Source organism: Streptomyces sp. NPDC038280, assembly GCF_055600045.1.
Genome location: NZ_JBVJYZ010000011.1, coordinates 35,736 through 57,154 on the forward strand (window position 1 = coordinate 35,736; position 21,419 = coordinate 57,154).

Consider the following 21,419-nt stretch of genomic DNA (forward strand, 5'->3'; position numbering starts at 1 on the left):
CCTACGTGAGCTTGCCGACAGGCGCCGGGGCCGCGCTCCGGCTGACGTTCCCCCGCAGCCGGTCTGCCCGCCGCGCGGCCCGACTATGCTCGGGCAGGCATTTCCGGCCCGTACCCACTGGAGCACCGCATGGCCCTCAAGATCACCGTGATCGGCACCGGCTACCTCGGCGCCACGCATGCCGCGGCCATGGCGGAGCTGGGGTTCGAGGTCCTCGGCCTCGATGTGGTGCCCGAGAAGATCGAGATGCTGGCGTCGGGCCGCGTGCCCATGTACGAGCCCGGCCTCGAGGAGCTGCTGGCCAAGCACGTCGCGGGGATCGAGGGCTCGTCCGGGCGGTTGCGCTTCACCACCTCGTGGGAGGAGGTCGGCGCGTTCGGCGATGTGCACTTCGTCTGTGTGAACACTCCGCAGAAGCACGGTGAGTACGCGTGTGACATGTCGTACGTCGACGCCGCCTTCGGCTCGCTCGCGCCGGTGCTCCAGCCCGGCGCGCTGGTCGTCGGCAAGTCGACCGTGCCGGTGGGCTCGGCGGACCGGCTCGCGGAGCTGCTCAGCGACCAGGCGGCCGAGGGTGTGGAGCTGGCCTGGAACCCCGAGTTCCTGCGCGAGGGCTTCGCCGTGCAGGACACCCTGCACCCGGACCGGATCGTCGTCGGCACCGAGAGCGAGCGCGCGGAGAAGGTGCTGCGCGAGGTGTACGCGGGCCCGGTCGCCGAGGGCTCGCCGTTCGTGGTGACCGACTTCCCGACCGCCGAGCTGGTGAAGACCTCGGCGAACTCCTTCCTGGCCACCAAGATCTCCTTCATCAACGCGATGGCCGAGGTCTGCGAGGCGGCCGGCGGCGATGTCGCGAAGCTCGCGGAGGCGATCGGGCACGACGAGCGGATCGGCAGGAAGTTCCTGCGGGCCGGGATCGGCTTCGGCGGCGGCTGCCTGCCCAAGGACATCCGGGCGTTCATGGCGCGGGCCGGCGAGCTGGGCGCGGACCAGGCGCTGACCTTCCTCCGCGAGATCGACTCCATCAACATGCGCCGCCGCGGCCAGATGGTCGAGATGGCCCGCGAGGCGCTCGGCGGCGGCTCGTTCCTGGGCAAGCGGGTCGCCGTGCTCGGCGCGACCTTCAAGCCCGACTCGGACGACGTACGCGACTCGCCTGCGCTCAACGTCGCCGGGCAGATCCACCTCCAGGGCGGCCAGGTGACGGTCTACGACCCGAAGGGCATGGCCAACGCCGCGCGCCTCTTCCCGACGCTCGGGTACGCGGCGACCGCGACGGACGCTGTACGGTCCGCGGACGTCGTGCTGCACCTGACCGAGTGGAGCGAGTTCCGCGACCTGGACCCGGCGGCGCTGGGCGAGGTGGTCACGTCGCGCGTGCTTCTGGACGGCCGCAACGCGCTGGACGCGGCGAAGTGGCGCGAGGCGGGATGGACGTACCGCGCGATGGGGCGGCCGCGGGCATAGGGAGTGTCCGGAAGGTATGGCCGTCCGCCCGAAGGGCGGGGCGCGCCAGGCAAGACTTTCCGGACATGACCTAGCGGTTCACCGCCCCGGGCCTGGCGCCCGGGGGCGACGCGTGGTTCAGGCGGGCGGGGTGCGGCGCGCCCGGTAGGTGCGCATCTTCGCGCGTGCGCCGCAGACCGCCATCGAGCACCAGCGGCTGCGGCCGGCCGGGCTGCGGTCGTAGTACGCCCAGTGGCAGTCCGGCGCCTCGCACGCCTTCAGGCGGGTCCAGGTCCCTGCCGCGGCCGCCGCCGCGATCGCCGCGGCGACCCGGGAGACCAGCGTGTCCGGAGCGGCCGGGCGCAGGGTCGCCGTGCCGTCGGCACGGGCGACGCTGACCAGGAGGGGCGCCTCGGCGAGGAGATCGTCCAGCGGGGTCGTCGTGCGGTGCGGCGGGTGGCCCGCGTGCGCGAGGCAGACGACCCGCAGTGATTCGCGCAGCTCACGGGCGGCCGGCAGCCCGGCCTCGGTGATGCCGAAGGGGGCGCGGCCGTCGGCACTGTCGAGGGCGTCCGCGCCGGTCTCGATGTTCAGCGTGTTCACCAGGGACTCGACGAGGGACAGGCCGTCGGGTGCGGGCGCACGGTCATTCATGGTTGCGACGTTACCTCTTATGCGGGAGCATGCAGTAACGGTTACCGGATGAGCGGATGTAGGGGTAACCGACGTCTATGGAGGAGTACGTCATGGCCATTGCCACACTGGGGACCGTCGTCCTGGACTGCCCCGACCCGCACGCCCTCGCCGCCTTCTACGCCGGGCTCCTCGGCGGCGAGGCGAAAGAAGGCGACACCGGGTGGGTCGACCTGACCGGGCACGGCGGCGCCCCGCTCGCGTTCCAGGAGGCCCCCGGTCACGTACCGCCGCGCTGGCCCTCGCCCGAGGCGTCGCAGCAGGCGCACCTCGATCTGACCGTCGAGGACCTCGACGCGGCGGAGGCCCGGGCGCTGGCGCTCGGTGCGCGCCCGCTCGACGCGGACGACCGCTCGCGCAACTGGCGGGTCTACGCGGACCCGGCGGGCCACCCGTTCTGTCTCTGCGTCTGCTGAGCTCAGGGCCGGGCGTCGTCCAGCTCCTCGATGGTGAGGGTCGAGGGGCCGCGCTCCCGTAGCGCGCGGGCGACGAACTCCACCTCGCGGATGACCCGTTCCGCGTTGCCCCACGTCAGGTCGGCGATCTCGATGTCCGTCCAGTCGCGGCGGAGCAGTTCGGCGATGAGGTGCGGATAGCAGGAGGCGTCTTCCAGGCCGACGGTCCGCGAGGCGTGCCCGTCGAGGCCGAACGTGCCGGACAGGCCGACGCACTCCGCTCCCGCGACCTCCCGTACGTGGTCCAGGTGGTCGGCGACGTCCCGCAGGGCGGCGGGGGTGGAGTGCCGGGCCACCTGGTCCGGGGCGAAGCCGACCATGCAGACGCCGCCGTTCGGGCCGAGCAGCCGCAGGATGTCGTCGGGGACGTTGGAGGGGTGGTCGGTGAGCGCGCGGGCCGCCGACCGGGAGAGGAAGAGAGGCGCGCGGGCGATTTCGAGGACCCGGCGCATGGTGGCCTCGGAGGCGCCGGACAGGTCGATGAGAAGGCCGAGACGGTTCATCTCCCGTACGACCTCGACGCCGAACCTGGTCAGGCCTTTGTCCGCCTTCGTCCACCGGGCGCCGGCGAGCGTGACACTGCGCACGCCAAGGACGTGATAGACGCGCAGCATCGCGAGCGTGTCTCCGAGCGCGGGGCCGGCCACGGGGCCCAGGAGCGAGGCGATACGGCCGCAGTTGCGGGCGTCGGCCATGTCACCGGTGGTGAGGGCGAGCCGGAGATCGCCGGGGCAGGCCGCGACGAGGGAGCGGATCACGTCGATCTGCCGGAGCGTTCCGGTGATGGTCGCGGCCTCGCCGGGTGCGTGCAGCGCCCAGAACTGGGCGCCGACGCCACCGGCGCGGAGCCGGGGAAGGTCGGTGTCGAGGGAGCTCTCGCCCAGCTCCACGTCATGCCCTGCCCCGCCTGCGACGAGCGCGTGGGCGAGGCCGTTGTGGCCGTCCACGACGGGATGCGAGGTGAGAAGGGTCCTGGCACGGGCGAGCTCGTCGTCGGCGGACTCGGATACGGAGGGGCCGGATGCCGTGGACGTCGGGTCGAGCTCACCAATGGCGTCGGCGCCGTGGGGTTCCAGATCTGCCATGGTGGGCCTCCGGGTTCAGCGAGGCAGTAGAGCCACCGTGGCACGGGTGGGGCGGGGGGACGCGGTGGAGTGGTGCGTTCGGGGTACGCACGCAGCGTGACGGGACGCGCACCAAGGCCCACGGCGCGAAAGACCCACACGCGCCGGGCCCTCGCCCGGCGCCGAGGTGACGGCGACGCAGAGCACGCCGCGCCCGGCATGAGGGGAAGGTGGCGCCGGCCCTCAGGCCTTCGCCCCGCGCCGTCCTATCCGTCCAGGTCCTCCAGCGTCGCGGTCGACGGGGCTCGGGTCGCCGACAGCGCGCGGGAGACATCTTCCGCCGACCTCAGCGCGCGGACCGCGTTCTGCCAGGTCAGTTTCGACACGTCCGCCGTGGACCACCGGCGGGACAGGAGTTCCGCGATGAGGTTCGGGTAGCCCGAGACGTCCTCCAGGCCCGCCGGGGTGAAGGCCGTGCCGTCGTAGTCACCGCCGATGCCGATGTGGTCGATGCCGGCCACCTCGCGCATGTGGTCGAGATGGTCGGCGACCGTCGACGCCGTCGCCATCGGGCGCGGGTGCGCGGCCTCGAAGGCGTGCTGGACCTTCATGCCCGCCTCGGTGGTGTCGAGGGGGTGCAGGCCGTGCGCCCGCATGTTCTCGTCGGCCCGCCGGGTCCAGTCCACCGCCGCGGGGAGGATGAACTTCGGGACGAACGTGGCCATCGCCACGCCCCCGTTGGCGGGGAGCAGCGCGAGGACGTCGTCGGGGATGTTCCTCGGGTGGTCACAGACCGCCCGCGCCGACGAGTGGGAGAAGACGACCGGCGCGACCGACGTGGCGAGCGCGTCCCGCATCGTCGTCGCCGCGACGTGCGAGAGGTCGACCAGCATGCCGAGGCGGTTCATCTCGCGCACGACCTCGTGGCCGAACGGCGAGAGGCCGCCGACCGCCGGTTCGTCCGTCGCCGAGTCCGCCCAGGCGATGTTGTCGTTGTGCGTGAGCGTCATGTAGCGGACGCCCAGCGCGTACAACGCCCGCAGCGTACCGAGCGAGTTGTTGATCGAGTGCCCGCCCTCCGCGCCCTTCAGGGAGGCGATCCGGCCCTCGGCCCGTGCCCTCTCCATGTCGTCCGCGGTCAACGCGGGCGCCAGGTCGGCCGGGTAACGGGCCAGCAGGCGGTCGACGACATCGATCTGTTCGAGCGTGGCTGTGACCGCGTTGTCGCCCGCCATGTCGCTGCGCACGTACACCGACCAGAACTGCGCGCCGACCCCGCCGGCCCGCAGCCGGGGGATGTCGGTGTGCAGCAGACCGGTCTGGTCCGTCGCGATGTCCCGGCGGTTCAGGTCGTACTGGACGTTTCCCCTACCCTCCGGGTGTGGAGACCCCAAGCGCAGCGCCCACGGCAGGTCGTTGTGGCCGTCGACCACCGGCGCTGAGGCGAGCAGCTCCCGCGCACGCGCGAGCGGGCTCGCCTCCGTCTCCACCGGGCCCGCCTCCCGGGAGCCCGCGTCCGTTCCGCCGGACGCCCCGCTCACTTCGCGAAGCCGAACGCCGCCGAACCCTCGACCTTGGCCCGCAGTCGCTTGCCCTTCTCCGTCGCCTGGTCGTTCAGCTCCTGCTGGAAGTCCCTCATCCGCGCGAGCAGGTCCGCGTCGGACGTCGCGAGGATGCGGGCCGCGAGCAGACCGGCGTTGCGGGCGCCGCCCACCGACACCGTGGCCACCGGCACCCCGGCCGGCATCTGCACGATGGACAGCAGCGAGTCCATGCCGTCGAGGTACTTCAGCGGTACGGGAACGCCGATCACCGGCAGCGGCGTCACCGAGGCCAGCATGCCCGGCAGGTGCGCGGCGCCGCCCGCCCCGGCGATGATCGCCTTCAGGCCCCGGCCGGCCGCTTCCTCGCCGTACGCGATCATCTCGCGGGGCATCCGGTGCGCGGAGACGACATCGACCTCGTACGGGATCTCGAACTCGTCGAGCGCCTGCGCCGCGGCCTCCATCACCGGCCAGTCGGAGTCGGATCCCATGACAATGCCAACGACAGGGCTCATTCGGTGATCGTTCCTCGCAGATAGTCGGCGGCGTGGCGGGCGCGCTCCAGCACCTCGTCCAGGTCGTCGCCGTAGGTGTTGACGTGCCCCACCTTGCGACCGGGCTTCACGTCCTTGCCGTACATATGGATCTTCAGCTGCGGATCCCGCGCCATGCAATGCAGATAGGCCGCGTACATGTCGGGATAGTCGCCGCCCAGCACATTGCACATGACCGTCCAGCGCGACCTCGGGCGCGGGTCGCCCAGCGGAAGGTCGAGCACGGCCCGCACATGGTTGGCGAACTGGGACGTCATGGCCCCGTCCTGGGTCCAGTGTCCGGAGTTGTGGGGACGCATCGCCAGCTCGTTGACGAGGATGCGCCCGTCGACGGTCTCGAAGAGTTCGACGGCGAGATGACCGACGACCCCGAGCTCCTTGGCGATCCGCAGGGCCAGCTCCTGGGCCTGGCCGGCCAGCTCCGGCGAGAGGTCCGGCGCCGGGGCGATCACGGTGTCGCAGACACCGTCGACCTGGCGGGACTCGACCACCGGGTAAGCCACGGCCTGGCCGTGCGGCGAGCGGACGATGTTCGCCGCCAGCTCACGGGCGTACTCCACCTTCTCCTCGGCGAGGACGGGCACCCCCGCGAGGAACGGGTCGCGCGCGTCCGCCTCGGAACGTACGAACCACACCCCCTTGCCGTCGTACCCGCCGCGCACCGTCTTGAGGATGATGGGGAAGCCCCCCACCTCTCCGGCGAAGGCCGCCGCGTCGGCGGGGTCCTTCACCAGGCGGTGCCGGGGGCTGGGCGCGCCGATCTCGTCGAGCTTGGCGCGCATCACCCCCTTGTCCTGGGCGTGCACCAGCGCGTCGGGCCCCGGGCGGACGGGAATGCCGTCCGCCTCGAGGGCCCGCAGGTGCTCGGTCGGTACATGCTCGTGATCGAAAGTGATCACATCGCAGCCGCGCGCGAAGTCACGCAGCGTGTCCAGGTCGCGATAGTCGCCAATGACGACCTCGCTCACCACCTGGGCCGCCGAGTCCTGGGGGGTGTCACTGAGGAGCTTGAACTTGATGCCGAGGGGGATGCCCGCCTCGTGGGTCATACGGGCGAGCTGACCGCCGCCGACCATGCCGACTACCGGGAACGTCACCCTCTTAGGGTATCCGCCGAGTCGCGGAGCCTCGTCGCCTGTGCTTTGTCACAGCTCCGGCACGCGTTTTCTCCGGCCCTCGCGCATGCTGGAAGGGTGCTGGTTAGCATGGCCGGGTTGACGGGACCACGTTGACGTATCGAATGGACGGGGCTGAGCAATCACCATGAGTGAACGAAGCGCACTGCGTGTGCGGCTTGATCAGCTCACACGCGAGTTCGCCAAGTTCGGCGCGGTCGGTGGTATCGGGCTTCTGGTGGACCTCGGAGTCTTCAACCTCGTACGCCATGTCACCGACCTCCCCGTCGTGCGGGCGAGCATCGTGGCGACCGTTGTCGCGATCGGTTTCAACTATCTCGGGTTCCGCTACTTCACCTACCGGGACCGCGACAAGAGCGGCCGGACCAAGGAGCTCACGCTCTTCCTGGTGTTCAGCGTCGTCGGTCTGGTGATCCAGAGCGGAGTGCTGTACGCCGCGACGTACGGCTTCGGCTGGGACACCCCGCTGCAGAGCAACATCTTCAAGTTCCTCGGCATCGGGATCGCGACGCTGTTCCGCTTCTGGTCGTACCGGACATGGGTGTTCCGTACGCTGCCGGCCCGCGAGGCCGTCCAGACAGCTGAATCGTTCCTGGAGCAGCGCTCCGCCCCGCAGCCGCAGCGCGACCGCGTCGCCTGACGGCCGGTACCCCCAGGCCCTCGCATGCTCCCGTAGTTTGTCGCGGACCGTACGAACCTCCTACCGGACCGTGCGCGGCTCCGGTTCCTCCTTGCGGCTGCGGACCTCCCGGCCCAGGAACAGCGCGAAGACCGGCGGCTGCTGCTGGAGCAGTTCGAGGCGTCCGCCGTCCGCCTCCGCCAGGTCGCGGGCGACGGCGAGCCCGATCCCGGTCGAGTTGCGGCCGCTGATGGTCCGCTCGAAGATCCGCGCGCCGAGGTCGGCGGGGACTCCCGGGCCCTCGTCGGTCACCTCGATCACGGACTGGTTGCCGGTGACCCTGGTACGCAGGGCGACCGTGCCGCCGCCGTGCATGAGCGAGTTCTCGATCAGCGCGGCGAGCACCTGGGCGACCGCGCCCGGGGTGCCGACGGCCCGCATCCCCTGCCGTCCGGAGCAGACGATCGCCCGGCCCGCGCTGCGATAGACCGGCCGCCACTCCTCGATCTGCTGCTTGACGACCTCGTCCAAGTCGAACGCGACGGCGGAGCCGGTCCGTGGGTCGCGTGCGTTGGTGAGGAGCCGCTCGACGACGTCCGTGAGCCGCTCGACCTGGGTGAGCGCGACGGTCGCCTCCTCCCGGACGGTGTCCAGGTCGTCGGCGACGGCGACCTCCTCCAGGCGCATGGAGAGCGCGGTCAGCGGGGTGCGGAGCTGATGGGAGGCGTCGGCGGCGAGGCGGCGCTCGGCGGTGAGCATCCGGGCGATCCGCTCGGCGGAGGCGTCCAGCACATCGGCGACCCGGTCCAGCTCGGGGACGCCGTACCGCTTGTGGCGCGGCCTCGGGTCGCCGGAGCCGAGGCGCTCGGCGGTCTCGGCGAGGTCGGTGAGCGGCGACGCGAGCTTGTTGGCCTGCCGTACGGCGAGCAGCACGGCGGCGATCACGGCGAGCAGCGCGACCATGCCGATGATGAGCAGCGTGCGGCCCACTTCGGCGGTGACCGTGGAGCGCGACTCCTCGACGGTGACGCTCTCGCCCCGCTCGCCCTTGGCGACGCCCCGGATGACGCTGCCGCCCGGGCGGGTGCCGATCTCGATGGGGGCGCGACCGGGGATGGTGATCAGCGCGTACCGCTTGGCGCCGCTCTGCTCGGCGAGGATGTCGGGGTTGACGGGCTCCCCGCCGATGAGGCGGCTGTCGACGATGCTGACCAGCCGCAGCGCCTCGGAGTCCACGCTCTCCTGCGCGCTGCTGCTGATGGTGCGGGTCTCGACGATGACGAGGGAGACCCCGAAGACGGCGATGACGACGAGCACCACGGCGAGCGTGGAGTTGATCAGACGACGGCGCACGGGCCCTCCGGGCGGGGGTGACGCGAACGTACGGGGTGCGCCTCAGAGCCTAGGCGCCCGGCGCACGGGGCCGGACGTACGGGGCCACGGCGCCGGACGGAACGGGACCGTCGGCGCCGGCGGACGGGACCGTCAGCTCTTCTCGAAGCGGAAACCCACGCCCCGTACCGTCGCGATGTACCGCGGGTTCGCCGCGTCGTCGCCGAGCTTCTTGCGGAGCCAGGAGATGTGCATGTCGAGCGTCTTGGTCGAGGACCACCACGTGGTGTCCCAGACCTCGCGCATCAGCTGGTCGCGGGTCACCACCCGGCCCGCGTCGCGGACCAGGACCCGCAGCAGGTCGAACTCCTTCGCCGTGAGCTGGAGCTCCTCGTCGCCCATCCAGGCCCGGTGCGACTCGACGTCGATCCGTACGCCGTGGGTGGCGGGCGCCGGCGCGGGCTCCGTGGCTCCGCGCCGCAGCAGGGCGCGGACACGGGCGAGCAGCTCGGCGAGGCGGAACGGCTTGGTGACGTAGTCGTCGGCGCCGGCGTCCAGGCCGACCACGGTGTCCACCTCGTCGGCACGGGCCGTCAGGACCAGGATCGGCACGGTGTGCCCGTCGGACCGCAGCCGCCGGGCGACCTCGAGGCCGTCCATGCCGGGCAGGCCGAGGTCGAGCACGACCAGGTCCACTCCGCCCTGGAGTCCGGCGTCGAGCGCGGTCGGTCCGTCCTCGCGCACCTCGACCTCGTATCCCTCCCGCCGCAGGGCGCGGGCCAGCGGTTCCGAGATGGATGCGTCGTCCTCGGCGAGCAGTACACGGGTCATGGGGTGATGGTAGTCCGGACGGCAGGCACCCCGGGGAGTGATGGATCAGGCCTGCGGTTCGGGATGGGATCCTGGTCCACACCTTCGAAACACCGCCGACGGTTGCGGCGACACCTGTGATCCATCTCTCAATCACTTCCATATGGGGCACTGTCCTGACGTATGGTGGCGACGCACTACACGGGGACCTTTGGCCTGCTTCGCCCTGCCAAGGGTCTCTTTTCTGCGCAAGACCGGTTTTGCCAGTCTTGAGGACAGTGAATGACCTATGGGCCGGGCTCCGCGGCGCGATGACGCGTCCGGGGCGTGGATCCCGATGTGGACCGTTCTCCCGCTGCCGCCCCACACGGTGCGAACCCCCGGGCGTGGGGTGGAACGAAATCCTCGCCGGTGCCGGCCTCCCCCACACGGGCGTCGACAGCTCACAAAGCAGCGCGTCCCGAGCAAGCAAGGATCGACCATGGCGTCCAGCCTGACGAAGGACTCGGCCAGTACCACCGGATCCGAGAAGTCCTTCTTCGGCCACCCCCGCGGCCTGGCCACTCTCTTCATGACCGAGATGTGGGAGCGCTTCTCCTACTACGGCATGCGCGCCCTTCTCGTGTACTACCTGGTTTCGGGCGGCGCCGACGCCGCGACCGGCAGCCAGGGCGGCGGACTGGCGATGACCGCGGCCACGGCCACGGCCATCTACTCGGTGTACGTCTCGATGGTCTACCTGATGGCCATGCCCGGCGGCTGGTTCGGTGACCGCGTCTGGGGTGCCCGCAAGACCGTCACCATCGCCGGCTTCGTGATCATGGCCGGCCACCTGTCTCTGGCCCTGCCGGGCCAGGCGATGTTCTTCGTCGGACTGATCCTGGTCGCGGCCGGTTCGGGTCTGCTGAAGGCCAACATCTCCACGATGGTCGGCCACCTCTACGACGGCCCCGAGGACCCGCGCCGGGACGGCGGCTTCACGCTGTTCTACATCGGCATCAACCTCGGCGCCTTCGTCGCTCCCTTCGTGATCGGCACGATCGGCAAGGAGCACAACTGGCACATGGGCTTCGCGCTCGCCGCGGTGGGCATGGGCCTGGGCCTCGCGCAGTTCCTCATCGGTACGCGCAACCTCAGCCCGAAGAGCAACCTCGTCCCGAACCCGCTGAGCCCCGCCGAGCGCAAGAGCGTGCTCGTCAGGCTCGTGGGCGGAGTCGTCGTCGTCGCCGCGTTCTACGGCGCCGTCATCGCCCTGGGTGCCTACACGCTGAACTGGGCGCTCGTCCCGCTGACCCTCGCCGGCCTGATCATCCCGGTCGCCGTGCTGGTCCGCATCAAGCGCGACAAGGACCTGTCGAAGACCGAGCAGTCCAAGATGAACGGCTACATCTGGTTCTTCGTGGCCGCCGCCATCTTCTGGATGATCTACGACCAGGGTGGTTCCACGCTGTCCCTCTTCGCGGACAGCAAGACCGCCGGAAGCGTCTTCGGCTTCGACTTCTCCGCCACCTGGTACCAGTCGCTGAACCCGCTGTTCGTGATGGCGCTGGCGCCGGTCTTCGCGTGGCTGTGGCTGTGGCTGGCCCGTAAGAACCAGGAGCCGAACACCATCGTGAAGTTCGCGATGGGTCTGGTCGCGGTCGGCGCCTCGTTCTTCGTCTTCATCGTCCCGATGGGCATGGCGGCCGACGGCAAGGTCTCCCCGATGTGGCTGGTCTCGATCTACATGATCCAGACCATCGGTGAGCTGTGCCTCTCCCCGGTCGGCCTCTCGGTCACGACGAAGATGGCTCCGCGGAAGTACGCCTCCCAGATGATGGGTGTCTGGTTCCTCGCCGTCACCGCCGGCGACTGCGTCACCGGTCTGATCTCGCTGGCCGGCGTGGACCTCAACGGCACCGGCATCATCGCCCTTCAGGCCACGCTCGCGGCCGCCGCGGGCCTCGCGGTCTACATGTACCGCAAGAAGGTCCAGACGATGATGGGCGAGGTCCACTGACCTCGCGGGTCGCACGTACGGTCGTGAGGGCCGCCGCACCGGATCCGGTGCGGCGGCCCTCCGCCGTTACCGGGTACCGCGCAGCCGGCCCCACGGGGTGAAGGTGAACACCGCCCCGCCCAGCAGGATCACCGTGCCCGCGACCAGGGCGAGGGCGCGAAGGGCGCCTTCGTCCTCGGCGCCCGTCTCGGCGAGCCCGCCGCCGCTGTCCGTGCCTCCGGAGCCGGAGCCGGAGGAGTCACCTCCGGAGGCGCCGCCGGCCTGCTTCGCGGTGTCCAGGGTCAGCGAGGCGTCGGCGCTGCCCTTGACCGCGCAGGGGATGACGATCGGGGAACCACCGAGCGAGACGTTGATGGTCAGAGTGCCGGGGCTGAGCGTGGACTTGCCGGTCGCCCCCGGCTTGTACGTGCCCTTCATGTCGGGGAGGTCCACCGGCTTGCCCTGCTCCAGCGGGGCGGCGTTGGCGGGTCCCTCGACCTTGACCGTGCCGCTGTCCGCGCCGCCGAGCTTGACCGCCATGGACGGCTTGAGGGCGCCCGCGGGAAGCGGCGCCGGGCTGTTCATGACGCCCTTGGCGGTCTTCACGGTGAGGTCGTAACTCTCGCCGTTCTTCTTGGCGTTGATCGTCACCTTGGAGGTGATGGTCGCCGGGCCGGGGGACTGGCACGCGAACTGGACCGCGACCTCCTTGCCGGGGAAGTCGGTCTGTCCTCCACCGCCGCCGGTGGACCCGCCGGCCGTGGACCCGCCGGACGCCGTCGAACCGCCGGAGGTGGTCGTCCCCCCGGAGGTGGTCGTCCCGCCCGACGCCGTGCCGCCCGAGGTCGTCCCGCCGGACGCCGTCGACCCACCGGAGGTCGACCCACCGCTGCTCGTCGTACCGCCCGACGACCCGCCGCCCGCCGTCACCTTGATCGTCGCACCGACCGCGACCGTCTCCTTCGGTGAGCACTTGGTGTCCGTGGACATCGGCTTGGAGACGTTGATGGTGTACTTGTCCGGCGTCAGCGTGATCTCGCCGGCCTTCTCCAGCTTGAGCTTGCCCTTCATGTCGGGCAGGACCATGGGGCTGTTCTTGGGGATCGGCGGATTCTGCCGGGGGCCCTCCATGGAGAGCGTGCCGCTACCCGCGCCACCGAGCTTGATGACGCCGGTCGGTTTGACCGTGTCCTTCTCCAGGTCGAGGATGTCGGGGTTCTTGGAAGCGGCCGCGACCGTCTTCCACACCACCTCGACCTCGTCCCCGACCTTCGCCTCGGCCGGTGCGGTGATCTGCACCTTGGTGGTCCCGTTCACCGGCGGCAGGCCGGAGATGGCGGGCGGAATGCACTCCGTCTTGTACGACACCTCGGCGGCCTGCGCGGGGCTCGCGGCCAGCACAATTCCCGCGCCGCCGAGCATCAGCGCGACCCCGGCCGCGCTCATCCTCCGTTGCGTGCTCACGAATGTCCTTTCGTCGTCGGTCTGTTCTCTGACGGTGCGGAGTCAGGTGTGAACCACGGCAGCGCCGCGGTGCTCGGACGGGCGGGAGCGGAGCCGGTGCCGGTGCCGGTGGCGGGCTCGGCGGGCGGGCGGTGCCGCCCGGGCCCGTCCCGCCTCCTCGACGCCTTCTTGTACGGACTTCGGCCGGGGGCCTTGGAGGGCCCGCGCGGCCGCACGCGGTCCACCACCGCCATGCCGATCCGGAACAGCGCGGCCGGGACCACGACGGCGAGCAGCAGCCAGAAGAGCGTCACGCCCCATGGCCGCCCCACGCCCCACGGCTGCTCGACGAGCACGGTGCCCGCGTACTTCACCGACACCTGGTAGTCGCCGTAGGCGCCGGCGGACAGCTGGGCGGGGAGTCGCACCCGAGCCTTCATGCCGGGTGCGACGGTGCCGCGCCACTGCTGTTCCTCCCACTGCGGCGCGTAGACGCCATGGCTGGTGCCCACCTGGAAGACGGGGTCCTTGACCGGTGCGGAGCCCAGATTTCCGACGGTGAAGGTGATCTCGCGGGAGGGCGGGGCGCCGAACCAGACGAGTACACCGCCGGACCCTTCGAGCCGGACCGTGTCGAGTACGGCGAGCCTGCCGTCGCCGTTCTGCGCGGGAAGATCGGCGACCGGGTGGCCCGCGACGGTGAACGCGACGTCCACGGTGGCGCGTTCGCCGGTCACCCCGGCCACATGGACGACACAGGGACAGGGCGTGGGCGGCTCGGCCACCGGCATCCTCTGGCTGAACGCCCCCCTGGTGTCGACGGTGGCCGCGCGGCCCACGGAGTTGGCACAGGAGTTGGTGCCGCCGATCACGCCCTTGTCGGGTGTGCCCTGACCGCAGATCAGCAGCATCAGCAGGGCTCCCGGCCGCCAGCCGGTGCCGCTGACGGTGATCTCCCCGCCCTTGCCCGCCTCCCGCTGGGACAGAGACACGGCGGGCTTGGGATCGGCGGCCGCCCGCGCCCGCTCCGCCGGTACGAGAACGAGCGCGGGCAGCGCGACCAGCGCCAGCAGGGACGCCAGGCAGAGCAGGCTCAGCGGGCGGACCGCCCGGGCGGTCAGAGCTCCGGTACGCAGGGTCATGAGTCCGCTCCCGCCATCACCATGTCCCTTTGCGCTTCGGGGACTTCGGGCACCCTCGGACGTCCCGGTCGGCGTACCCGCCACACCGTCACCGCCGCGGCGAGCGCCGCCGCCCCCGCCACGGCCGTCGCGATCCGCGTCCAGGACAGGAACAGTGCCCGGTCGCCGCCCTCCGCCCGGGCGGCCCCCGGGGCCGTGGCCGTCAGCCGCACGGTCACCGCGTCGAGAGCGGGCGCGTCGGGCCACGGCTCGGTGCGTGCGACCCGGGCGCCGGGGCGGAGCTCCAGGGACAGCGATCGCGCGGGGCGGTCGAGCACGGCGCCGAAGAGGCCGTCGGCGTGGACGGCGAGACGGGGCGCGAGGACCGTGTTGCCGCGGTTGACCAGGGCGTAGTGGATGCGCCCCGAGGTGAGGCGGACGTCCTCGACGGTGAGCGCGGGCAACGGCGCGCCGCTCACCCGGAGATGGAGGCGCACCGTCGCCTCCCGCCCGCCGGCCGTCGCCACCAGGGCGCCCGCGTGGTCGCCCGGCGCGGTGTTCCGGGGCACGGTGACGGAGAAGGGGACCAGGGCCCGGGTGCGCGGCGGGACCCGTACGGTGGCCTGTGTGAACCGGGTCCATGGGCCCGTACCCGAAGGCCCCCCGGCGGACAGTCGTACCGTCAGCGGTCCGGTACCGGGGTTGGTCAGTGAGAGCTTGTCCTCGAGCACGGTGCCGGGAACGCCTTCCAGGTAGACGTACGGTCTGCCGACGCCCGGCCCGGACGCCGGTTGGGCCGTCCACACCGGGCCGGCCGCGCCCGCCGCGGGGGCGAGGGGGGCGCCGAGGGCACAGAACAGCGCGGCGGCGGCCACGCCCCACGCCCGCCGCGCCCGCATCAGCTCGCCGAGCGCCGGGTCAGCCAGAGCACCCCGGCCGCGCCGGTCAGCACCACGGTGCCGCCGAGGGTGCCGAGCGCCGCGGCGGAGTCGAGCGGGCCGGTCTTGGGGAGCTCGCCGCCGGTGGGCTGGGAGTTTCCGGAGCCGCCGGCCGCCACCACGTCGAGTTCGAGGGAGGGCTTCGGGTTGTTGGAGGGCGTACACGTGGCGGCGTCCATGCCGAGCGCGTGGACCGTGAGCACCCCCGCGGTGAAGGTGACTTTGCCGCTCTTCTTCGGCGTGTACGTGCCGGTCAACTGCCCTATTTTAATGGGCGTGTTGGGCGGTATGGCGGCGGAGTTCGGGACGCCCTTGACCGCGACGGTCCCGCTGTCGGCGCCGCCGAGCTTGAGCACCGCGCGCGGGGTCATGACCCCTTTGGGCAGCTCGATCGGGCTGTCGGACACGCCCTTGTCGAAGGACATCGTGACCTCATAGCCGCTGCCGCTCTTGACCGCCTTGATGTCGACGGGCGAGACGGCGCTCTTGGGCCCGATCTTCGTCTGACAGGCGTAGTTGACGTCGACGACGGCAGCGTGCGCGGCGGGGGCGGCCATCAGTACCACTGAGCCCGCCGCCGCTGCCGCCGCCAGCGTGCGGGCTGTCCGCTTCTGGTACGACACCTTGACTTCCCCTCATGCCGGACGTTGACGTGGCCGAATTCTGACGGCACATCAGATTGGGCGCTCAAGGTACGCCCGGGGTCCTGTCGAGGGAAGACAAAGAGCACGCCGTATCGGCGTGCTCGACAACAACTCCACAAACCTCAGAGGTCGCTAGGCGGGGGCGGCCAGCTCCGCCCACACCGTCTTGCCCGGGGCCCCGGGTGTGCGGACGACCCCCCAGTCCAGGCAGAGCCGCTGGACGATGAACATGCCGTGCCCGCCGGGCCGTCCGGCGCGGTGCGGGGTGCGGGGCGTGGGCTGCCCGGCGCCGCGGTCGGTGACCTCCAGGCGCAGGGCCTTGGCGAGGTACGAGACGCGCAGCTCCTCGGGGCCCTCGGCGTGCAGACAGGCATTGGTGACGAGTTCGGAGACGACGAGGAGCACGTCCTCGGCTGCCGCCCTGCGGTCCGCCGTGGCGGCCGGGAGCCAGCCCCAGTCCCTCAGCGCCTGCCGGGTGAAGTCCCGGGCGAGCGGAACGATGCCGCTCGCACCACCGAGCGCGAGCGTACGCACCCGCCCGTCGCCATCCGGCTCCGGGCCGACGTCGCTCGGCGGATGCTGCCGGGTGGTGCCCATCAGCGCTTCACCTCACCGATTCACCAGTCGCCAATACTCGTATCGATTCCAGGGTGCGGGTGCCCAGGCACCCGCAGGCTCAATCGGACAAGGCCGCTTCGAGCGAGTCGTGCAGGGTGAACACCGCTTCAGCGCCGGTGATCTCGAACACACGGGCCACGACGGGCTGCATGCCGGCGAGGTGGACACCGCCGCCGGCGGCCTCGGCCTTGAGCCGGGCGCTCAGCAGCACGTTCAGACCGGTGGAGTCACAGAATTCAAGCCGTGAGCAGTCGACAATGAGCCGAGATCTGCCCTCGTCGAGCGCGGCTTCGAGTGGCGTACGCAACAGATCCGCGGTGTGGTGATCGAGCTCACCCACCGGTGTGACGATCTCGCTGGTGCCCTCGGTCCGGACCTCGACCAGGAGACGGCCCCGATGAGCACTGCCTACCGTGCCGCGATCCATTGCCCGCCCCTCTTCGTCGATGCCGTTGACGCTCGCAGAACCTTACGCCCTTCTCCACACTCCGCGGTAGTCGGAGTCCCCCACATAAGGGGCGAAATGGACTTTTGACACTTGCACCGATCCATCCCGAGCGGGTAGGGCTAGTAGAGACACACCCGACCACGGCCGGCTTTGGAGGCGCCGCACACCGCAGCAGCAAGGAAGGCACCGGCTGCCTCATGCCGACCATGATGGAGGAGACCATGTCACCCCGGCTCGACGCCCCGCGCACCCCGCCCGCGCCGTCGACAACTCCGCCCGCGCCCCTGGATCTTCCCGAGATCCCTCCTTACGAGGACGTGACCGCGCTCGACGCGCGCGCGCTGTCGAAGACGCTCTTCGCGCGTCTCGAGAACCTCGAAGAGGGCACCCACGACCACGCCTACGTCCGCAACACCCTCGTCGAACTCAACCTGGCGCTGGTGAAGTTCGCGGCCTCCCGGTTCCGCTCCCGCAGCGAGCCGATGGAGGACATCATCCAGGTCGGGACGATCGGCCTCATCAAGGCCATCGACCGCTTCGAACTCAGCCGCGGCGTCGAGTTCCCGACCTTCGCGATGCCCACGATCGTCGGAGAGATCAAGCGGTTCTTCCGCGACACCTCGTGGTCGGTGCGCGTGCCGCGCCGCCTCCAGGAACTGCGCCTCGACCTCGCCAAGGCCGGCGACGAGCTCGCCCAGCAGCTCGACCGCTCGCCGACCGTCGCCGAGCTGGCCGACAAGCTCGGCATCACCAGGGAAGAGGTCGTCGAGGGCATGGCGGCGAGCAACGCGTACACCGCGAGCTCGCTGGACGCCCAGCCCGAGGAGGACGACAGCGAGGGCGCCCTCGCGGACCGTATCGGCTATGAGGACCACGGCCTCGAAGGCATCGAGTACGTCGAGTCGCTGAAGCCGATGATCGCGTCGCTGCCCGCGCGCGACCGCACGATCCTCTCTCTGCGCTTCGTCGCCGGGATGACCCAGTCCGAGATCGGCGAAGAGCTCGGCATCTCGCAGATGCACGTGTCCCGGCTGCTCACCCGCACCCTCACCAGGCTCCGGAAGGGCCTGACGCTCGAGGAGTGACGGCCCGGAGCCGCCCGGATGGCCGAAGGGCCCGTTCCCCTGGGGACGGGCCCTTCCGCGTTATTGACGGCACCGTCCCTATGCGCCACATTTGGGCGGGGCTCAGGGGGGAATCATATGGTTTCTGGTGAGGGCTGCCCGGCGGCGTACGGCGCTCTGGAAGAGCGGATGCGCGGCCGTCTCGGCAGGGAATGCCTGTACGTGCCGTCGTGCCGGCTCGGTCTCTTCCTGGCACTGCGCCACTGGTGCGAGCCCGGCGGCCGGGTGCTCATGTCACCGGTCAACGACGACGTCATCTTCTTCGTGGTGCTGGCGGCCGGGCTGCGCCCGGTGCAGGCGCCGCTCGACCCGCGCGACGGATCGATCGACCTCGCGGCGATCCCCCCGGGCGACTGGCGCGGCCTGTCGGCCGTCCTCACCACCAATCTCTACGGGAATCCCGACCCGGCGGCCGCCCTGCGGGCCCGGTGCGACGCGCTCGGCATCCCGTTGATCGAGGACGCCGCCCACGCCATCGGCTCCACGGTGGACGGCAGACCCGTCGGCACCTTCGGCGAGGCGGCGGTCTTCAGCCTCTCCAAGCACACCGGAGCCAAGACCGGCGGCTTCCTCGCACTCGCCGATCCCGGCCTGCGGGAGGAACTGACCGCCGCCCGCGACGCGTTGCTGCGCCCGTCACGTCCGAGCGCCGAGGCCTCCTATCTCCTGCGTCCGTACGCGGAGGCGGCCGTACGCGGCCTGCGGCTCGTCGGCGCCGCCCGCGCGACGATGCGGCTCCTCGGCATGGAGGAGCGCGAGGAGATCCGTATGCCGCTGCGACCGGGCGAGCTCAAGCAGGCCGTGGCCGCCGCGCCCGGGCTCTCCCCCTTCCACTCCTGGGTACGGGTCGACATGCACGACTACCGGCTCGCGCCCGGCCCGGCGCGGCTGCGCCGCACCGAGCGGCTGCTCGGCCGGCTCGACGCCACGCTCGCCGCCCACCTCGCGGGGGCGCGACGGCTGCGCGAGAGCCCCTGGGCGGCTCCGGGCCCCGGGCCCGCCCAGCCGCTGTTCCGGGTGCCACTGCTGGTCGCCGACCGGGACGCGGCGATCGCCGCGCTGGCCCGCCGCCGGATCACCACCGGGTACCTCTACGACCCGCCGCTCGACGACTACGCGGGCGAGCCGTTCACCGACCCGTCGCCGGCGCCCGGCGCGGCCCGCTGGTTCGCCCGGCACGCACTGCCGGTGGACCCGACACGGGCGGACGAGGTGATCCGGGTGCTCCGCGCCTCGGGCGCCGAGCCGGCCGGGGCGCCGGGCCCGGACGGCGGCTGAGGCGGTGGCCGACACCGTACGGCTGCGCCGGCCCGACGCCGGCGACGGGGACGGGCGCGGGGCCGGTACGGAGGGACCCGGGCCGGACGAGGGGGCCGGGCACGACGGCGCGAGCGGGGGCAACGGCGGGGACTCGATGTTCCGCAACGCCTACGCGCTGATGCTCTCCACCGGCGTCTCCGCCGCCCTCGGCCTGGGCTTCTGGCTGGTCGCGGCCCGCTACTACTCCGAGGACGCCGTGGGCCAGGGGTCCGCCGCGATCGCCGCCCAGCGCCTGCTCGCCTCCCTCACCGCCACCACCATGATCGGCGCGGTCGTCCGGTACGTCCCGCGCGCCGGCCGGGCCACCGGCTCCCTGGTCCGCCGGATCTACCTCGTCAGCTCCCTCGTCGTCACCGTGGCCTGTGGGGGCTTCCTGCTGACGCTGGACCTGTGGGGGCCCTCGTACGCCCCGCTCGGCACGCTGAGCGCCGGCGTCTTCTTCACCGCCTCCTGCGTCGGCTGGGCGCTGCTCACCCTCCAGGACGGGGTGCTGACCGGGCTGCGCCGCGCCATCTGGGTGCCCGTCGGCAACGCCGTCTTCTCGCTCGGCAAGCTGCTGCTGCTCGTCCTGTGCGCCACCGCGCTGCCCGTGCTCGGCGTCTTCGTGTCGTGGTCGGCGGCGATCGCCCTGTCGGTGCTGCCCCTGGGGTGGCTGGTGTTCCGCCGGCTCATCCCCCAGCAGGCGCGCGAGGACCGCGACCGCGAACCGCCCCAGATGCGGGAGATCGGCCGTTTCATGGCCGGCGACTCGGTCGGCGCGCTGTTCAGCCTCGCGATGATCAACCTGTTGCCGGTGATGGTCGCCGTCCGCTTCGACGCCGCGCACAACGCGTTCTTCTACACCGCGTACACGGTCGGCGGCACGATGGAGTTCATGGCCATCAACATGGCCTCCTCGCTCACCGCTCACGCCTCGCACAGCCCCGAGAGCCTCGCCGAGGGCGTACGGGGAGCGCTGCGGCGGATGGCGGTCCTGCTCGTCCCGGTCGTCCTGGTCCTCGTCGTCCTCGCTCCGCGGATCCTCGCGCCGTTCGGAGCGGACTACGCCGAGCACGGGACTCTGGTGCTGCGCCTGCTGGCCGCCGCCGCCCTGCCGAGGGTGGCCGTGGAGCTCTACATCGGCGTTCTGCGGGTGCAGGGCCGCACCGGCGCCCTGGCCGCCCTCCAGGGCGCGATGTGCGCCCTCGTCCTGGGCAGCGCCGCCGTGCTGCTGGGCACGGCCGGGATCTCCGGGGCCGGGCTCGCGGTGCTCGCCTCCATGACCCTGATGGCCGCGGTGTCGGCCCCCGGGCTGCGGGCCGCACTCGGCGCGGGCAGGAAGGGCACGCGGAGCGAGTACGGCACGGACTGGGCGCGCAGGGCCGCCGAACGGCCCGCCGCGGCGGCCGGGGCGGCGGCGTGGGCCGAGGAGACCCCGGCGTACGGCACGGACTGGGCCCGCGGGGCCGCCTGCTTCCACGGGGCGCACGACGCGGCGACGCCGGCCTTCGGCCTGCCCGTGTACGGGCCGGGGGGCCCGCGCACCGAGCGGAACGTCGACGAGGAGCGGCTCACCGACTGGCTGTGGCTGCTGCTCGGCCTGTCCGTCGGGCTGTTCTGGATCCCCCTCGCGTGGGCGCCCGGCGATCTCGGCGGCCGCCGCCTGTCCGGCACGGAGCTGCTGGCGGCGCTTCCCCCGCTGACACTCACCGCGGGCATTTTGCTGATCGTCGGGCAGAGTGCGGCGCTCTCGCTCCGGCGACTGCGTCCCGTCCTCCTCGGGGCCGTCCTGCTGGTGACCTTCCTGGCCCTGCACACGGCCCCTCTGCTGCTCGGCGTGCGCCCGCCGGAGGCCGCGGGCCCCGGTGTGGACGCCCTCGCCGGGCTCCTGCCGGGCGGGATGGGCCCCGACGGCTCCGGGGGCTTCCTGCGGCTGCTGCCGCTCGTGCTCCAGGGGCTCTGTCTGCTGTCGGCCGGAGCGCTGCTGCGGGCCGTGGGGGCCGGGGGCCGGCTCACGGCGTGCGTGCTGTGGGTGCTGGTGGCGGCGGGCTGGGCGGCGCAGCAGGCGTTCGCGGCGGCCGCGCTGCCCGTCTCGCTGGGGCTGGGCGTGGCCGCCGCGGGGGCCGTCCTGGCCGGCCGGCGGCGCGGCTAGG

At 71.8% G+C, this 21,419-nt stretch carries 20 protein-coding genes; 7 read left to right on the top strand and 13 right to left on the bottom strand.

Going from position 1 to position 21,419, the window contains the following annotated elements; genetic code table 11:
* Positions 1–129: 129 nt before the first annotated feature.
* The gene (locus tag ACZ7J0_RS21955; RefSeq protein ID WP_470889813.1) at positions 130–1,467 is read left to right on the top strand and encodes a UDP-glucose dehydrogenase family protein; all 1,338 of its coding nucleotides are present in this window, start codon (positions 130–132) and stop codon (positions 1,465–1,467) included.
* 117 nt (positions 1,468–1,584) lie between these two features.
* Here ACZ7J0_RS21955 and ACZ7J0_RS21960 read toward each other — a convergent pair whose 3' ends face one another.
* A complete protein-coding gene (locus ACZ7J0_RS21960) occupies positions 1,585–2,100 on the bottom strand; it encodes a CGNR zinc finger domain-containing protein (protein ID WP_470889815.1) in 516 nt (171 codons plus the stop codon).
* A gap of 92 nt (positions 2,101–2,192) precedes the next feature.
* Here ACZ7J0_RS21960 and ACZ7J0_RS21965 point away from each other — a divergent pair, with 92 nt between their 5' ends.
* On the top strand, positions 2,193–2,555 hold the full coding sequence (locus tag ACZ7J0_RS21965) for a VOC family protein (protein WP_470889817.1): 363 nt from the start codon (positions 2,193–2,195) through the stop codon (positions 2,553–2,555).
* A gap of 2 nt (positions 2,556–2,557) precedes the next feature.
* On the opposite strand, the gene ACZ7J0_RS21970 is transcribed toward ACZ7J0_RS21965, so the two are convergent.
* The 4 genes from ACZ7J0_RS21970 to ACZ7J0_RS21985 all read right to left on the bottom strand — a co-directional run bounded on the left by ACZ7J0_RS21970 (position 2,558) and on the right by ACZ7J0_RS21985 (position 6,853).
* Positions 2,558–3,679: a dipeptidase gene (locus ACZ7J0_RS21970; protein WP_470889819.1), complete on the bottom strand. Its 1,122-nt coding sequence runs from the start codon at positions 3,677–3,679 to the stop codon at positions 2,558–2,560.
* Between the two features lie 245 nt (positions 3,680–3,924).
* Positions 3,925–5,148 (bottom strand): dipeptidase, encoded by a 1,224-nt coding sequence (locus tag ACZ7J0_RS21975; protein WP_470890093.1) that lies wholly within the window; start codon positions 5,146–5,148, stop codon positions 3,925–3,927.
* Positions 5,149–5,195: 47 nt separating this feature from the next.
* Complete coding sequence (gene purE / locus ACZ7J0_RS21980; protein WP_470889821.1) at positions 5,196–5,717, bottom strand: 5-(carboxyamino)imidazole ribonucleotide mutase; 522 nt, start codon at positions 5,715–5,717, stop codon at positions 5,196–5,198.
* The gene (locus tag ACZ7J0_RS21985) at positions 5,714–6,853 is read right to left on the bottom strand and encodes a 5-(carboxyamino)imidazole ribonucleotide synthase (RefSeq protein WP_470889823.1); all 1,140 of its coding nucleotides are present in this window, start codon (positions 6,851–6,853) and stop codon (positions 5,714–5,716) included. The genes purE and ACZ7J0_RS21985 overlap by 4 nt, the downstream gene beginning before the upstream one ends.
* Before the next feature lie 166 nt (positions 6,854–7,019).
* Here ACZ7J0_RS21985 and ACZ7J0_RS21990 point away from each other — a divergent pair, with 166 nt between their 5' ends.
* Positions 7,020–7,532, top strand: coding sequence for a GtrA family protein (locus ACZ7J0_RS21990; RefSeq protein WP_470889825.1), 513 nt, complete (start codon positions 7,020–7,022; stop codon positions 7,530–7,532).
* A gap of 60 nt (positions 7,533–7,592) precedes the next feature.
* On the opposite strand, the gene ACZ7J0_RS21995 is transcribed toward ACZ7J0_RS21990, so the two are convergent.
* The gene (locus ACZ7J0_RS21995) at positions 7,593–8,864 is read right to left on the bottom strand and encodes an ATP-binding protein (RefSeq protein WP_470889827.1); all 1,272 of its coding nucleotides are present in this window, start codon (positions 8,862–8,864) and stop codon (positions 7,593–7,595) included.
* Positions 8,865–8,996: 132 nt separating this feature from the next.
* Entirely contained in the window at positions 8,997–9,674 is a 678-nt protein-coding gene (locus ACZ7J0_RS22000) for a response regulator transcription factor (RefSeq protein WP_468710228.1), read from the bottom strand.
* A 460-nt stretch (positions 9,675–10,134) separates the two neighbouring features.
* Here ACZ7J0_RS22000 and ACZ7J0_RS22005 point away from each other — a divergent pair, with 460 nt between their 5' ends.
* Entirely contained in the window at positions 10,135–11,652 is a 1,518-nt protein-coding gene (locus ACZ7J0_RS22005) for a peptide MFS transporter (RefSeq protein ID WP_470889829.1), read from the top strand.
* A gap of 66 nt (positions 11,653–11,718) precedes the next feature.
* On the opposite strand, the gene ACZ7J0_RS22010 is transcribed toward ACZ7J0_RS22005, so the two are convergent.
* The 6 genes from ACZ7J0_RS22010 to ACZ7J0_RS22035 all read right to left on the bottom strand — a co-directional run bounded on the left by ACZ7J0_RS22010 (position 11,719) and on the right by ACZ7J0_RS22035 (position 16,822).
* The gene (locus ACZ7J0_RS22010) at positions 11,719–13,077 is read right to left on the bottom strand and encodes a hypothetical protein (protein WP_470890095.1); all 1,359 of its coding nucleotides are present in this window, start codon (positions 13,075–13,077) and stop codon (positions 11,719–11,721) included.
* A 14-nt stretch (positions 13,078–13,091) separates the two neighbouring features.
* Entirely contained in the window at positions 13,092–14,216 is a 1,125-nt protein-coding gene (locus tag ACZ7J0_RS22015; protein ID WP_470889831.1) for a hypothetical protein, read from the bottom strand.
* Positions 14,213–15,070: a COG1470 family protein gene (locus ACZ7J0_RS22020; RefSeq protein ID WP_470889832.1), complete on the bottom strand. Its 858-nt coding sequence runs from the start codon at positions 15,068–15,070 to the stop codon at positions 14,213–14,215. The genes ACZ7J0_RS22015 and ACZ7J0_RS22020 overlap by 4 nt, the downstream gene beginning before the upstream one ends.
* A gap of 23 nt (positions 15,071–15,093) precedes the next feature.
* On the bottom strand, positions 15,094–15,756 hold the full coding sequence (locus ACZ7J0_RS22025) for a peptidase (RefSeq protein WP_470889834.1): 663 nt from the start codon (positions 15,754–15,756) through the stop codon (positions 15,094–15,096).
* Between the two features lie 153 nt (positions 15,757–15,909).
* On the bottom strand, positions 15,910–16,374 hold the full coding sequence (locus ACZ7J0_RS22030) for an ATP-binding protein (protein ID WP_470889835.1): 465 nt from the start codon (positions 16,372–16,374) through the stop codon (positions 15,910–15,912).
* A 79-nt stretch (positions 16,375–16,453) separates the two neighbouring features.
* A complete protein-coding gene (locus ACZ7J0_RS22035) occupies positions 16,454–16,822 on the bottom strand; it encodes an STAS domain-containing protein (protein ID WP_468710239.1) in 369 nt (122 codons plus the stop codon).
* Between the two features lie 242 nt (positions 16,823–17,064).
* On the opposite strand from ACZ7J0_RS22035, the gene ACZ7J0_RS22040 reads away from it, so the two are divergent.
* The 3 genes from ACZ7J0_RS22040 (at position 17,065) to ACZ7J0_RS22050 (ending at position 21,418) form a co-directional block, all read left to right on the top strand.
* Positions 17,065–17,928 carry an RNA polymerase sigma factor SigF gene (locus ACZ7J0_RS22040; protein ID WP_470890097.1) on the top strand — a complete coding sequence of 288 codons (864 nt, stop codon included), beginning with the start codon at positions 17,065–17,067 and terminating at the stop codon, positions 17,926–17,928.
* A 168-nt stretch (positions 17,929–18,096) separates the two neighbouring features.
* Positions 18,097–19,245: a DegT/DnrJ/EryC1/StrS family aminotransferase gene (locus ACZ7J0_RS22045; protein ID WP_470890099.1), complete on the top strand. Its 1,149-nt coding sequence runs from the start codon at positions 18,097–18,099 to the stop codon at positions 19,243–19,245.
* 4 nt (positions 19,246–19,249) lie between these two features.
* A complete protein-coding gene (locus ACZ7J0_RS22050) occupies positions 19,250–21,418 on the top strand; it encodes a lipopolysaccharide biosynthesis protein (protein ID WP_470889838.1) in 2,169 nt (722 codons plus the stop codon).
* Position 21,419 lies beyond the last annotated feature (1 nt).

Excerpts from the sequence above, each read along its gene's own strand:
- ACZ7J0_RS21955 (WP_470889813.1), top strand. The coding sequence starts at position 130 with ATGGCCCTCAAGATCACCGTGATCGGCACCGGCTACCTCGGCGCCACG.
- ACZ7J0_RS21960 (WP_470889815.1), bottom strand. The coding sequence starts at position 2,100 with ATGAATGACCGTGCGCCCGCACCCGACGGCCTGTCCCTCGTCGAGTCC.
- ACZ7J0_RS21965 (WP_470889817.1), top strand. The coding sequence starts at position 2,193 with ATGGCCATTGCCACACTGGGGACCGTCGTCCTGGACTGCCCCGACCCG.
- ACZ7J0_RS21970 (WP_470889819.1), bottom strand. The coding sequence starts at position 3,679 with ATGGCAGATCTGGAACCCCACGGCGCCGACGCCATTGGTGAGCTCGAC.
- purE (WP_470889821.1), bottom strand. The coding sequence starts at position 5,717 with ATGAGCCCTGTCGTTGGCATTGTCATGGGATCCGACTCCGACTGGCCG.
- ACZ7J0_RS21990 (WP_470889825.1), top strand. The coding sequence starts at position 7,020 with ATGAGTGAACGAAGCGCACTGCGTGTGCGGCTTGATCAGCTCACACGC.
- ACZ7J0_RS22000 (WP_468710228.1), bottom strand. The coding sequence starts at position 9,674 with ATGACCCGTGTACTGCTCGCCGAGGACGACGCATCCATCTCGGAACCG.
- ACZ7J0_RS22005 (WP_470889829.1), top strand. The coding sequence starts at position 10,135 with ATGGCGTCCAGCCTGACGAAGGACTCGGCCAGTACCACCGGATCCGAG.
- ACZ7J0_RS22010 (WP_470890095.1), bottom strand. The coding sequence starts at position 13,077 with ATGAGCGCGGCCGGGGTCGCGCTGATGCTCGGCGGCGCGGGAATTGTG.
- ACZ7J0_RS22015 (WP_470889831.1), bottom strand. The coding sequence starts at position 14,216 with ATGACCCTGCGTACCGGAGCTCTGACCGCCCGGGCGGTCCGCCCGCTG.
- ACZ7J0_RS22030 (WP_470889835.1), bottom strand. The coding sequence starts at position 16,374 with ATGGGCACCACCCGGCAGCATCCGCCGAGCGACGTCGGCCCGGAGCCG.
- ACZ7J0_RS22035 (WP_468710239.1), bottom strand. The coding sequence starts at position 16,822 with ATGGATCGCGGCACGGTAGGCAGTGCTCATCGGGGCCGTCTCCTGGTC.
- ACZ7J0_RS22040 (WP_470890097.1), top strand. The coding sequence starts at position 17,065 with ATGTCACCCCGGCTCGACGCCCCGCGCACCCCGCCCGCGCCGTCGACA.
- ACZ7J0_RS22045 (WP_470890099.1), top strand. The coding sequence starts at position 18,097 with ATGCGCGGCCGTCTCGGCAGGGAATGCCTGTACGTGCCGTCGTGCCGG.